14 protein-coding genes and 1 pseudogene are annotated in these 12,333 nt (G+C 74.5%); 9 read left to right on the forward strand and 6 right to left on the reverse strand.

From position 1 onward, the window contains the following. The 7 genes from G5C51_RS42625 to G5C51_RS33815 all read left to right on the forward strand — a co-directional run. Positions 1-338, forward strand: a 338-nt coding sequence (locus G5C51_RS42625) for a hypothetical protein (protein WP_206314625.1), incomplete at its 5' end; no start/stop codon positions are given. After that, the gene (locus tag G5C51_RS33790) at positions 335-601 is read left to right on the forward strand and encodes an MrpF/PhaF family protein (protein WP_165243192.1); all 267 of its coding nucleotides are present in this window, start codon (positions 335-337) and stop codon (positions 599-601) included. The genes G5C51_RS42625 and G5C51_RS33790, both read left to right, overlap by 4 nt. Beyond that, positions 591-902: a monovalent cation/H(+) antiporter subunit G gene (locus G5C51_RS33795; protein ID WP_165243194.1), complete on the forward strand. Its 312-nt coding sequence runs from the start codon at positions 591-593 to the stop codon at positions 900-902. The genes G5C51_RS33790 and G5C51_RS33795 overlap by 11 nt, the downstream gene beginning before the upstream one ends. Next, positions 899-1,165: a Na(+)/H(+) antiporter subunit B gene (locus tag G5C51_RS33800; RefSeq protein ID WP_338118399.1), complete on the forward strand. Its 267-nt coding sequence runs from the start codon at positions 899-901 to the stop codon at positions 1,163-1,165. The genes G5C51_RS33795 and G5C51_RS33800 overlap by 4 nt, the downstream gene beginning before the upstream one ends. Continuing rightward, positions 1,162-1,908: an MnhB domain-containing protein gene (locus tag G5C51_RS33805; protein WP_165243196.1), complete on the forward strand. Its 747-nt coding sequence runs from the start codon at positions 1,162-1,164 to the stop codon at positions 1,906-1,908. Before G5C51_RS33800 ends, G5C51_RS33805 begins: the two co-directional genes overlap by 4 nt. Positions 1,909-1,910: 2 nt before the next feature. Further along, a complete protein-coding gene (locus G5C51_RS33810; protein ID WP_165243216.1) occupies positions 1,911-2,255 on the forward strand; it encodes a sodium:proton antiporter in 345 nt (114 codons plus the stop codon). Positions 2,256-2,262: 7 nt separating this feature from the next. Continuing rightward, entirely contained in the window at positions 2,263-3,972 is a 1,710-nt protein-coding gene (locus tag G5C51_RS33815; protein WP_338118400.1) for a complex I subunit 5 family protein, read from the forward strand. 64 nt (positions 3,973-4,036) lie between these two features. Here the strand turns inward: G5C51_RS33815 and G5C51_RS33820 are convergent, their stop codons facing one another. Next, positions 4,037-4,717 carry an ANTAR domain-containing response regulator gene (locus G5C51_RS33820; RefSeq protein WP_165243198.1) on the reverse strand — a complete coding sequence of 227 codons (681 nt, stop codon included), beginning with the start codon at positions 4,715-4,717 and terminating at the stop codon, positions 4,037-4,039. 113 nt (positions 4,718-4,830) lie between these two features. Here G5C51_RS33820 and G5C51_RS33825 point away from each other — a divergent pair, with 113 nt between their 5' ends. After that, on the forward strand, positions 4,831-6,000 hold the full coding sequence (locus tag G5C51_RS33825; RefSeq protein ID WP_165243201.1) for a PAS domain-containing protein: 1,170 nt from the start codon (positions 4,831-4,833) through the stop codon (positions 5,998-6,000). A 9-nt stretch (positions 6,001-6,009) separates the two neighbouring features. Here G5C51_RS33825 and G5C51_RS33830 read toward each other — a convergent pair whose 3' ends face one another. Both G5C51_RS33830 and G5C51_RS33835 read right to left on the reverse strand, forming a co-directional pair. After that, a complete protein-coding gene (locus tag G5C51_RS33830) occupies positions 6,010-8,097 on the reverse strand; it encodes a catalase (RefSeq protein ID WP_165243203.1) in 2,088 nt (695 codons plus the stop codon). 83 nt (positions 8,098-8,180) lie between these two features. Beyond that, positions 8,181-9,122 (reverse strand): LysR family transcriptional regulator, encoded by a 942-nt coding sequence (locus tag G5C51_RS33835; RefSeq protein ID WP_165243205.1) that lies wholly within the window; start codon positions 9,120-9,122, stop codon positions 8,181-8,183. 114 nt (positions 9,123-9,236) lie between these two features. On the opposite strand from G5C51_RS33835, the gene snpA reads away from it, so the two are divergent. Next, the gene (gene snpA / locus G5C51_RS33840) at positions 9,237-9,908 is read left to right on the forward strand and encodes a snapalysin (protein WP_165243207.1); all 672 of its coding nucleotides are present in this window, start codon (positions 9,237-9,239) and stop codon (positions 9,906-9,908) included. Between the two features lie 38 nt (positions 9,909-9,946). On the opposite strand, the gene G5C51_RS33845 is transcribed toward snpA, so the two are convergent. The 3 genes and pseudogenes from G5C51_RS33845 to G5C51_RS33855 form a co-directional block, all read right to left on the reverse strand. Further along, a complete protein-coding gene (locus tag G5C51_RS33845; RefSeq protein WP_165243209.1) occupies positions 9,947-10,345 on the reverse strand; it encodes a DUF2267 domain-containing protein in 399 nt (132 codons plus the stop codon). A 54-nt stretch (positions 10,346-10,399) separates the two neighbouring features. Beyond that, positions 10,400-11,359 carry a glycosyltransferase family 2 protein gene (locus G5C51_RS33850; RefSeq protein WP_165243211.1) on the reverse strand — a complete coding sequence of 320 codons (960 nt, stop codon included), beginning with the start codon at positions 11,357-11,359 and terminating at the stop codon, positions 10,400-10,402. Further along, positions 11,356-12,323, reverse strand: a pseudogene (locus tag G5C51_RS33855) (glycosyltransferase family 9 protein). The gene G5C51_RS33850 and the pseudogene G5C51_RS33855 overlap by 4 nt, the downstream one beginning before the upstream one ends. Positions 12,324-12,333 lie beyond the last annotated feature (10 nt).

Genomic DNA, 12,333 nt, shown 5'->3' on the forward strand with positions numbered 1-12,333 from the left:
CCGCCCACCCGCCCGTTGCTCCGAGCGGAGAGGGAACCGGCAGGGGGCACGTTCGTGCCGGGCACCCGACCCTCGCCGTGCTGCGGGTCTGGCCCATCGCATTCGTACGGGAATTGCCGCTGCCAGGGCGTGCTGCCGTGCGGCGGCCGTCCTCGCCCGGACGCGTTGAGAGCCTGCGGCTGCGGGCCTGGGCGGGTGCCGCCTGGGCCGCGCCCGTGCTGTCCGCCACTCCGGGGCTTCGCGTGCTCGATGTGCGTGGTGGGCGGGAGCTGCTCGTGCACCGGCTCGGCGCGCGTCCGTCCCGGCTCGAGCGGGTGCTGACGGAGGCGGGCGTATGAATCCCTGGCTGCTCACCGCCGCGGCGCTGATCAGCGCCGATGTGCCCGCCGCCCTGTGGTCGGCCTGTCAGGGGGCCGCCGAGCGGCGGCTGCCCGCGCTCAGTCTCTTCGGGACGCTGACTGCCGTGCTGATGCTGCTCGTCGCGCAGGGGACCGGGCGGAGCTCGTATGTCGATCTTGCGCTCGTGCAGGCGCTGCTGGGGCCCGTCGGGGTGCTGGTGTTCGCGCGCGGGCTGGTGCGGGAGCGGTCCGATGATCCCTAACGTGCTGCTCGGCCTGGGGGCCGCTCTCCTCACGTACGCCGCCGTGGCCCTCGCGCTGCTGCCCGGCAGATACGCCCGGCTGCACGCCCTCGCGCTGTCGACGTCCGCGGGCGCCCCGCTGATCGCCGTCGCCGCGGCGGTCGACACCGGGGTGGGGCGGGCCGCCGTCAAGCTGCTGTTCGTCGGTGCGCTGCTCGTCGTGTCCGGGCCCGTGACCAGCATGGCCGTGGGGCGGGTGACCGCGCAGCGGGCGGGGCGGACCGGGACCGACCGGGCCGAGGCCGGTGAGGAGCCGTCGTGACCGCACAGGACGCCGACCTGCTCAACTACCTGCTCGCCGTGAGCCTGATCTTCACCGCCGTCCTCGCCACCGTGGCCGCCGTCACCCGCGACCCGGTCCGCCAGGCCGTCGTGCTCGCCGTCCTCGGCGGCTCGCTGGCGATGCTCTTCACCCTCCTCCAGGCGCCCGACGTGGCGCTGTCGCAGCTCGCGGTCGGCACCGCCGTCACGCCGCTGCTGCTGCTTCTGACCGCCCGTGCCGTCAAGCGCCGGCGGCAGCGGTGAGCCGGCGGGTCAGGACCTGGGTTTTCCTCGCCGCGGCGGCGGTGCTCGGCGTGGCCTTCGCGGCCGCCTGCACCGGGCTGCCGGACTTCGGCGGGGAGCGGCATCCGTACGGGGACCGGGCCGCCGCCGCGGCGCTGCGGCAGCAGATCGCCAACGCCGTGGCCTCCGTCACCTTCGACCAGCGCGGCTTCGACACGCTCGGCGAGGAGCTGATGCTGTTCGGCGCCGTGCTCGGCACCATCGTGCTGCTGCGCCGCGCCCCGGACGAGCGGCGGGTGCGGCCGCCGCGGGTGCGGGTGCTGCCGTCGACGCGGGCCTACGGGACCGTGCTGCTGCCGGTGGTGCTGCTCACCGCCGCGTACCTGGTGGCGCACGGGCACCTCACGCCCGGCGGCGGCTTCCAGGCCGGGGTGATCGCGGCGAGCGGCGTGCATCTGGCGTATCTCGCCGCCGACTACCGGGTCCTGGAGCGGATCCGGCCGACCGCGGCCCTGGACGTCACCCACGCCGCCGGGGCCGCCGCCTACGCGGCGCTCGGCTTCGCCGGGTTCGCGGCGGCGGCCGGTACGTATCTGCGCAACGCCGCGCCGCACGGCACGCTGCGGGAGCTCGCCTCCGGCGGGCTCGTGCCGGCGTTCAACACCGCGGTGTTCGCCGCCGTCGGGGCGGGTGTCGTGGTGCTGCTCGCGCACTTTCTCGACCAGGCGCTGGAGATCGAGAGCGCGGAGGAGCGGTCCGGGTGATCATGGACGTGCTGCCGTATCTCACCGCCGGGTGGATCTTTCTCGTCGGTCTCTACGGGGTGGTGACCAGCAGCGATCTCATCCACACCGTCGGATCGCTGGCCGTCACGCAGTCGTCCACCTATGTCCTGCTGCTCGCCATCGGCTATCGCGAGGGCGGCACCGCGCCGGTCTACGGCGACACCTCCGCCCGTACCCCCGTGGTGGACCCGGTGGTGCAGGCCATGGCGCTCACCGACGTCGTCGTCGGCGCCACCGTGACCGCGTTGCTGCTGGCGCTGGTGCTGCAGGCGGCCAAGCGGCACGGGACCACCGACCCCGACCAGCTCACCGGACTGCGGGGCTGAGCCCGCGGTGAGTCTCCCCGCCGAACAGCTGCCCCCGCTCGCCGTCGCCGTGCCGCTGCTCGGCGCGGCGGTGGTGCTGGTGGCGGGGCGGTGGCTGCCGCGGGCCGGGAGCGACGCGTTCGCGCTCGGCTGGGCGGGGCTGACCGCGGGCGTGCTGGGGGTGCTGTGGCACCGGGCGGGCGACGGCGCCGTGCGCACCGTCGTCGGCGGGTGGGAGCCGGGCGTCGGGATCACGTTGCACGCCGACCGGCTCGGCGCCGGTCTCGCGCTGCTCGCGGCGGTGCTGGTGGTGGCCGTACTGGCGTATTCCTGGCGGTACTTCGACGAGCCGCCGCGGGAGCACACGGGGGCGTTCCCGGCGCTGGTGCTGCTCTTCGAAGGGGGCATGGTGGGCTTCGCGCTCACCGGGGACCTCTTCAACGCCTTCGTCTTCTTCGAGCTGATGGGCGTCGCGGCGTACGCCCTGACCGGCTATCGCATCGAGGACCCGCGGCCGCTGCACGGCGCGCTCACCTTCGGCGTCATCAACTCCATCGGCGGCTATGCCACCTTGCTCGGCATCGGGCTGATCTACGGGCGGACGGGGGAGCTGGGCATGGCACGGGTGGGGGTGCGGCTGGCGGGGGAGCAGGCGGACGCGCTGCTGGTGTGCGCCTTCGTGCTGCTGCTCACCGGGATGCTGGTGAAGGCGGCGGCGGTGCCCTTCCACTTCTGGCTGCCGGACGCGCACGCGGTGGCGCCGACGCCGGTGTGCATGCTGCTGTCCGGGGTGATGGTCGAGCTGGGGGTCTACGGCACGTATCGCATCCAGCACACGGTCTTCGAGCCCGCGGCGATCGTCCCGGCGTCGGTCTTCCGCGACATCTTCCTGGTGCTCGGAGTGCTCACCGCGCTGCTCGGCGCCGTCATGTGCTGGCAGCAGCGGCATCTGAAGCGGCTGCTGGCGTACTCGACCGTGGCGCACACCGGGCTCTTCCTGACCGGCGTCGCGCTGGTCTCGCGGGACGCGCTGTCCGGCACGGCGCTCTACATCGCCGGGCACGCGGCGGTGAAGGCGGCGCTCTTCGGCCTGGTCGGCGTGCTGCTCGACCGGCACGGCTCCGTCGACGAGCACCGGCTGCACGGCCGCGGCCGCGGGCTGCGCACCGCCGGCGCCGCCTTCGCCTGCGGCGGGCTGGCGCTGGCCGGGATGCCGCCGTTCGCGGCGGGGCTCGGCAAGGCCGCGGCTGAGCATGCGGCGGGGGTGCACCACCCGTGGGTGATCGCCGTGTACGTGGCGGTGTCGGCGCTCACCGGCGGGGCGGTGCTCCGGGCCGGGCTGCGGGTCTTCTACGGGGCCGGGCCGCGGCCCGAACTGCGGCCGCCGCCCGACGAGATGACCGGCAGCCACGAGCCGCCGGAGATCAAGGAGCCGGTGCGGGGGATTCCGCCGACGATGACGGGCGTGCCGGTGGCGCTGGTGGCCGCGTGTCTGGTCGCCGGGCTGCTGCCGTACGCCGCTCCGGTGCCGGGGTGGACGCCGGCGGGCGTGCTGCTCGGCCTGCTCTCGACGACCCTGGCCGCCGCCTCCGCCACCGCGGCGCTGCGCTGGCCCGCGGCGTCCTCCCACGTCATCCGGCCGCCGGCCCGGCTGCACTCGGGCCGGGTGGGCGACTACGTGGCGTGGCTGACGGCGGGCATGGCCGTGCTGACGGTGGTGCTGGCAGTGCGGGTGTGATCCTGGCCCGCATGCGGAACCGGCTTCGGACGGCGGCGACCCACGGTCGCCGGACCGGTCGCGTTCAGCGCAGCTTGCGCAGCTCCGCCTCGATGCCGCGGCCGCGGGTGCGTACGACGCCCTGCGCCAGGTCCGTCAGCTTGCTGTTCGTCCGCTGGGACAGGGAGCGCAGCGCCGCGAAGGCGGCGTCCGCGTCGCAGCCGAGGACGTGCATCAGGATCCCGCAGGCCTGGTCCACCGCGGGCCGGGTGCGCATCGCCTCGTCGAGCTGGCCGACCTCGGCGACCGCCCGCTCGTAGCGGTGGTCGTGGGCGAGGGCGTGCGTCGCCAGGTCGCCGAGCTGGATGGCGGTCTGCTGGGGCACGCGGGTCAGCAGCCCGGGGCGGAAGCCGCACACGGTGAGCGTGACCGATAGATCGTCCTGCCGGAACGGCAGCGTCACCGACGAGCGGACGCCCGCGTCCAGGGCAAGCGTCCGGTACGCGGGCCAGCGCGGGTCGCTGAGCAGATCGTCGGCGCCGACGACATCGCCGGAGTCGACCGCGGCGCGGATCGGGCCCTCGCCGCTCTCCCACTGCACCGCGACCAGCGGTGACAGATCGGGATGGGTGACCGCGGTGGGCGGCGGTGCTTCGTCGGTGTCCGGGACGGCAGCTGTGGCCGCTGCTCCGCAGCAGTCGGGCGTGCAGGACGCAGCCCGCTCCGCGAGCGCGACCAGAGTGCCTGTCAGAAGTTCTTCAGGCATGTCCCACGGGTGCCCGCGCCGGCTGTCCGGAAACGTCCCGCGAAGCGCAAATCCGTTCGGGCGAGTATCCCCGGAATGCAGCGCTCAGAGCAGGTGAGGGTTACGGTTCAGCCATGGCCGAGGCGGACGAGTACGGCGTCGAGCTCCACGATTTCCGCAAACGGGTCGAGGAGTTGCTGGCCGCGCGCTCGCTGCCGGACGGCGCCCGGCCCTCCACCCTGGACGCGGCGCTGGTGGAGCTGCAGTACGCCGCCGACGTACTCTGGCCGCGCTACGAGGAGCTGGCCGCGGGCCGCCGCAAGCGCAAGGGCAGCACGGACGCACGGGAGTTGCCGCTGCTGCGCGGCGTCTACCAGCGGATGCCCTTCGCCGTAGTTCTGCTGGACAAGGAGGGGGTCATCCGGCGGGTCAACTTCGCCGCCGGCCAGCTGTTCGGCATGCGCTCCGGCTACGCCACCGGCCGTAAGCTGACCGGCTCCCTCGCGCACGAGAGCCGCGCGCCGCTGCGTAGCCAGCTTGCCGCGGTGGCCCGCGGCGAGGGCGACCGCAGCCTCGTCGTCCACGTGATGGGCACCCCCGAGGGCGAGGGGCCGGGCGGCGCGGGCGCGCTGCGGGCGACGCTCACCGGGCTGCGCACGCCGGGCGAGCCGGAGACGGTGGTGCTGGCCGCGTTCCAGCCGCTGGACGACGGCGCCGCCGCGGCCGCCGCGCCGGGCGGCAGGACGGAGCGGCGCCCGCGCCCCGACCTGGCCGAGGTGAGCCGGCACGCCGAGCTGCTCGACCTGGTCGACGACGTGGCCACCGTGCTCTTCCGGTCCGCCGCCGCGGGCCCGCAGGCCCGGCTCGCGCGGGCCGCCGAGGCGCTGCACGGCCGCTTCGCCGACTGGGTCATCGCCGACTACGTCCACCCGGGCGGGCGCGCGCTGGAGCGCGTGGCCGCCCTCGGCCCGGCGGACGGCGACCCGGCCGACGCCCAGCTGCTCGCCGCCCAGGACCCCGAGGCCGTCCCGCTGATCGGCGAGGCGGCGCGAGCGGGCGCCTCCGCGCTCCAGGTACGCCCTGAGGACGTGGAGGCGCTGGGCACGCTCGAGGGCGGCACCGCGGTGCTGGCCATGACCGGCGCCACGTCCCTGCTGTGCGTGCCGCTGCCGCTGCCCTCGGGCACGGTCCGCGGCGTGCTCACGCTGCTCCGCTGCGGCCCGCGCCGCGCCTTCGAACTGGCCGAGGCGGGCGCGCTCGACCGTATCTCCAGACACGTAGCGCTGGCGCTGCACGTGTCGTAGCCGCCGGGCTCAGAAGCGGCCGTCGGGGCGCTCCGGGTGCCGGTGGGCGGCGATCGCCTCGACGAACGCGTCGGTGAAGGCCTCCCGTACCGGACCGGTGGCCGGGTCGGCGACGACGCCGTGCTCGGTGCGCACCCCGCCGTCGCCGTCGGCCGTGCCGAGGCCCAGCGCCGCCAGCATCCGCACCCCGCCGCCGACGGCCCCGATCGCCTTGCCGTGCCGGTAGGCGTCCCGTACGAACCGGATCGCCGCGCCGTCGTCCGCCACCGGGGCGTTCCCCTCGCCGCCGCCCGGCACCAGCACCGCGTCGTACAGCACCGAGGCCACCGTGGGCAGCGCCCGGTCGACGGCGTGCCGCTCGCCGTCCGCGCCGGCCACCGTGCCGTCCTGCGGGGCGATCGCCTCCACCAGCGCGCCGTGCCCGGCCAGCGCGTCCCGTACCGCCGTGACCTGCGCGGTGTCCACGCCGTCGGCGACGAGCACGGCGATCTTGCGGGTACGGATCGAGCCGGGGCCGCGCAGCCTGGTCTGGCTGAGCGCGGGGGAGGCGTGCTTGTGATCGCCGGCCGCGGAGCGCGGCGGCTCGGGCAGGCCCAGCCCCTTGGCGACGCCGGCGGCCAGATCGTGGTCGACCTTGCCGAGCTCCTGGACCGTGCGCTCGCGCACCATGACCGCCCCGACCTTGCCGAGCTCGAAGCGGAAGGCCTCGACGATGTGCCGCTGTTCCCAGTCGGCCATGCTGTTCCAGAACAGCGCGGCCTGGCTGTGGTGGTCCTGGAAGCTCTCGCTGCGCCTGCGGATCTTGGCGCCCTCGACCTTCTCGGCGTGATGGGTGAACGCCGCCGCGCCCGCGCCGCCGACCACCGGGCAGCCGCCGCCGAGGGAGTTCTCCGTATAGCTGGTGCCGCGGTGGATCCGCGACTGGTGGAAGCCGTCGCGCTGGTTGGTGTTCACCGGGGCGAGCGGCCGGTTGACCGGCAGCTGGGCGAAGTTGGGGCCGCCGAGGCGCAGCAGCTGGGTGTCGAGATACGAGAACAGCCGGGCCTGCAGCAGCGGGTCGTTCGTGAAGTCGATGCCGGGGACGACATTGCCGACGTGGAAGGCGACCTGCTCGGTCTCGGCGAAGAAGTTCTCCGGATTGCGGTTCAGCACCATCCGGCCGATCGGCTGCACCGGCACCTGCTCCTCCGGGACGATCTTCGTCGGGTCCAGCAGATCGAAGTCGAAGGCGAACTCGTCGTCCTCCGGGATCAGCTGCACCCCGAGCTCGTACTCCGGATACTCGCCGGCCTCGATCGCCTCCCACAGATCCCGCCGGTTGAAGTCCGGGTCCCGGCCCTGGCACTCCTGCGCCTCGTCCCACACCAGGGAGTGCACGCCGAGCTTCGGCTTCCAGTGGAACTTCGCGAAGGTCGCCCGGCCGTCGGCGGCGATCAGGCGGAAGGTGTGCACGCCGAAGCCCTGCATCATCCGGTAGCTGCGCGGGATCGCGCGGTCGGACATCAGCCACATGATCGCGTGCAGCGTCTCCGGCTGCAGCGATACGAAGTCCCACAGGGTGTCGTGGGCGGAGGCGCCGGTCGGGATCTCGTTGTCCGGCTCCGGCTTCACGGCGTGCACGAAGTCGGGGAATTTGATGCCGTCCTGAATGAAGAAGACGGGGAAGTTATTGCCGACGAGATCGAAGTTGCCCTCACTCGTATAGAACTTCGTCGCGAAGCCGCGCACATCCCGCACCGTGTCCGCCGAGCCGCGCGGCCCCTGCACGGTGGAGAAGCGCACGAACACCGGTGTGCGCTGCCCCGGATCGCTCAGGAAGGCGGCCCGGGTGAAGGCGCCGCAGGACGCGTACGGCTCGAAGTATCCGTACGCGCCCGCGCCGCGCGCGTGCACCACCCGCTCCGGGATCCGCTCGTGGTCGAAGCGGGTCAGCTTCTCCCGGAAGTGGAAGTCCTCGAGCAGCGTCGGCCCGCGGTCGCCGGCCGTCAGCGAGTCGTCGGTGTGGTCGACGACGGTGCCCTGGTCGGTGGTGAGCGGGTGCGAGGCCGGGTCCACGGCCCGGTCGTCGTCGAGCTGCCGGTGCTTGGCGTCGGCCATGTCCGTCCATCCCCTGTGTACGGGTGTATGTCCTGGCAGGACTGCCGCAGTACCCGCAGCCGGCGGACGGAAAACGGGGCTGGTCAGCCGGCCGCCCGCGCGGAACCGGCCGCCAGCGCCCAGTAGGCGGACGCCTCGCGCGCCGCCTCCCAGTACGCCGCCTCCAGATCCGCGTACACCTCGTCCAGCTCCGCCTCGGTACGCGCCGCGAGCAGCAGCCGCACCCCCAGCGGATGCCCGTCGAGCGGCCGGATCGCGAGGTCGGGGCGGGAGCGGGTGGTGGGCTGGCAGAGCGTGACCACCTCGCCGGTCGCGGCCAGGTTGAAGCCGGTGAGGTAATCGCCGTGCAGCACCTGCGGCTTGAGCCCAGCGGCCCGCAGCACCCGCAGCAGCCCGTCCCGCTCGCCCTCCACCGTCGGGTCGACCATCCACTGGTCGGCGGCCAGATCGGCGAGCCGCACGGCGGGCCCGGCCGCTGCCGGATGGTCCACCGCGAGCGCGACGAACTGCGGCTCGCGCTCCATCAGCACCCGGATCGCGAGCCCGTCCGGGACACGCAGCGGACACCCCTCCACCTCATGGACGAACGCCACGTCCAGCTGACCGTCCACCACCAGCCCCAGCAGCGCGCTCGCCGAGACATCCATCTGCAGCGAGGTGCGCGCGGGGGCGCGCCGCACCCGCAGCCGGCGCAGCCAGCCGGGTATGGCGCGGCTCGCGGTGGAGCCGATCCGTAAGTCCGCGCCGTCGTCGCCGCGGGCGGCCGCCGCGCGCGCCTCCGCCACCAGCTCGCGCATCTCGGCGACCAGCGGCCGGGCCCGGCTGAGCAGCACCCGGCCGAGCGGGGTGGGGCGGCAGCCGGTGCGCTCGCGGGCGAAGAGCCGGCCGCCGAGGGCGTCCTCGATCCGGCGGAGCTGGGTGGTCAACGACGGCTGGCTCATGCCGAGTTGACGGGCGGCCCGGTGCAGGCTGCCGGTGTCGGCGATGGCGCAGACGGCACGGAGGTGCCTCACCTCAAGCTCCATGCGGGCAGGTTAGAGCCGATAGCCCGAAGTTATTACCCCTTGACATCATCCCAGGCGCCTCTGGTTCCTCCACACTCCCGTATGACCGCTCGCCCCACACGAGTAGGAGCTCTTATGAGAGTGACCAGGTCCGCGCTTTCGGCCGCCGCCGCGCTCGGGTTGGCCGCCACCGCGCTGGGCACCGTATCCGCGGCCGCCGCGGACAACACCGGCGCCCAGGGCACCCCCACGTACGTCACGTACGAGAAGTCGAAGGAGAGCGCCAAGGCCAATAAGGCGTTCTTCGAGGCCGTCTGGAAGCAGGTGGCGAAGAAGCGCGCCGCGAACCCCGGCGTGCAGGCCGTCACCATCACCTACAGCGCCGCCTCCGCGCCCACCTTCAAGGCGCAGATAGACCGCAGCACCCAGATATGGAACAGCTCCGTGCAGAACGTGCAGCTGCAGGAGGGCTCCAGCGCCGACTTCACCTACCGGGAGGGCAACGACCCGCGCGGCTCGTACGCCTCCACGGACGGCCACGGCAATGGCTATATCTTCCTCGACTACGCGCAGAACCAGCAGTACGACTCCACCCGCGTCACCACGCACGAGACCGGCCACGTCCTCGGCCTGCCCGACAACTACTCGGGCCCGTGCAGCGAGCTGATGTCCGGCGGCGGCCCGGGCCCGTCCTGCACCAACGCGCAGCCGGACGCTAATGAGCGGGCCCGCGTCGAGCAGCTGTGGGCCAACGGCTTCGGCGCGGCTCTCGACCGCTTCAAGGACGGCCTGAGCAAGGCCGCCTGAGCGTCTGGTACGGCCGGCGTCCCGGGCCTCCCACCACGCTACGCGCGGGACGCCGGCAGCAGTTCGCGGATGTCCGCGGGCAGCACCCGGACCAGCTTCTCCATCAGGTCCGGGTCCACCGCGGCGTCCAGCACCTCGAAGACCGCGCCCGCCCGCAGCACCGCGTCCTCCTCGTCGCAGCTCGTCCGCCAGGCCACCCGCCCCGCGAAGGCGGCGAGGTCGAAGCGCTCGGCCGCGGTCGGCTCTGCGGAGTGCGCGGTGCGCGTGAGGTGCGCGCCGATGTCCGGCGGCAGTTGCGCCGCGAGATGCGCGGCGGTGGCGGCCGGGATGCGCTCGGCGAGGGTCTCCAGGGTGCCGCGGACGGCGCGCTCCGCCGCTTCCCGGTCGGCGAGGCGGGCCACCGCCCGGACCTGGCCGATGAGTTCGTTGCGCTGCATGTGCGTGCTCCTTCGATACGCGCCTCGCGCGGGCGAGGGTGGTGCGTGGGCCGTTCATCGTCTGGTCCCCGGCCGGCGTTCGGCCGCGCGGGCGACCTTCTCCACCGGCTGCGGCAGCGGCTCGCGCATCCGCAGGGCGGCGGGCAGCCGGCGCAGGGTGCCGCGGAGTGCCTTGCGGGAGGCCCGGTCGTGCACGGCGGCCGCGGACAGCGCGCCGGTGCGGCGCAGCGCGAGCGGCAGCGGGCGGCGCAGCCAGGCGGTGAGCACCTCATTGCGGCGGACCAGGGCGCTGCGGTCGGCGCGGCCGCTGTCCGTATCGCCGCTGCCCGTATCGCCGCCGTCCGGATCGGAGGCGTCCGGACCGGGGGCGTCCGGATCGGGGTCGTGCCGGGCGACGACGTCCGGGCGGTAGCAGCGGGCCCAGCCATGGGCGGCCAAGTCGTACGCCAGCAGCGTCTCCTCGGCGCCGAAGAACAGCAGCGGATGGAAGCCGCCGCAGTCCATGAAGGCGGACCGGCGCACGACGGCGGCGCAGCCGAGGAACCCGAACACGGACGGGCCTTCGGCGAGGCGCTCGTTGAGCGGGTCGGGCCGCGCGCCGGGTCCGGCGCCGACGAGCGTACGGGCGGCGAGCAGGCCGAGGCCCGGGTGCGCGTCGAGGACCCGGCAGGCGCGGTCCAGGGAGCCGGGCTCCCACCACGAGTCGTCGTCGCAGAAGGCGACGTAGTCGGTGGCGGCGTGCGCGACGGCCAGATTGCGGCCGAGGGCGCCGAGGTTGCGGCCGGGGCGGAGGACGGTGGTGCTCGGGTGGTACGCGCCGACGGCCGCGGCGGTGCCGTCGGTGGAGGCGTTGTCGGTGACGATGACCTCGGGGTTTTCGGGGATCTCGGCGAGACGGTCCAGGGTGCGCAGGAGCTGGCTGCGGCGGTTGCGGGTGATAATGGCGACGGTGGCGCGCGGGCGGCCGGCGGCGTGGGTGCTGGTGGCGCCGGACAGGTTCGGTTCTCCGGTCATGGCGTCCGTACCTCCTGTGGCAGTGCGGCCAGGGCGGCGAGCACCTCGGCGGTGTCGATGCGCAGTAGTTGCGGGTCCGGCGGGCGGCCGTGCGGATCGCCCGCGGGGCCCGGGTGCCAGAGGGCCGCGTGCCGCGGGTCGGGGGGCGGGCCCCGGCGGTGGGGCGGCACCGGACCGAAGAGGGTGAGGGAGGGAGTGCCGTAGGCGACGGCGAGGTGGGCGGCGCCGGTGTCGCCGCTGAGAACGGTTGCGGCCTCGGCGACGAGGGCGGCGTATGTGGTCATGGCCGGGCCGGTGAGGGCGGCGTCCTCGGGCAGTCCGGCGAGCTTCACCAGGCGAGCGACCAGGCCGGCTTCGTCGTGGCAGCCGGTGACGACGACGCGACGGCCGGAGCGGCGCAACTCGGCGGCGACGGCGGCGTATCGCTCGATCGGCCAGCGGCGGGCGGGGGCGCCCGCGCCGGGTGGAGGACGACCGCGCCCGGCGCGGGGGACGGCTCGGGCGGCGCGGCCAGGCGCAGGTCGTACGGGTCGGCCGGGATGCCGTACGAGGTGAGCAGCCGGCACCAGCGGTCGCGCTCGTGCTCATCAGCGTGCCACGGCGGACCCTCGATGGCGGGCGTCGCCGGATGCGCGAAGCCGAGCACCCGGCGGGCGCCGTAGGCGGACACCAGGCGGTGGCTGTCCTCGCCGTGGCCGTGCAGGTCGACGGCGATGTCCGGGGGCGGGCCGGTCCAGTCGAGGGTGACGGGGACGGCGCGGCCGGAGGCGGAGGCGGAGGCGGGGAGCAAGGTGTCGATGGCACCGGTGAGTTCGGCGACCGGGGCGAGCTCGGCCGGGGCGGCGAGAACAATCTCGTGGAGACGGAACGCACGGCGCAGCGCGCGAAGAGCGGGCACCCCGGCGAGGAGGTCACCGAGCCCGAGGGCGCGCAGGACGAGGAGCCGGGGGACGTCCTTGGGCATCGCGTCGGCG

It is taken from the genome of Streptomyces coryli (genome assembly GCF_011044975.1).
In the GTDB taxonomy this organism is placed as follows: domain Bacteria; phylum Actinomycetota; class Actinomycetes; order Streptomycetales; family Streptomycetaceae; genus Streptomyces; species Streptomyces coryli.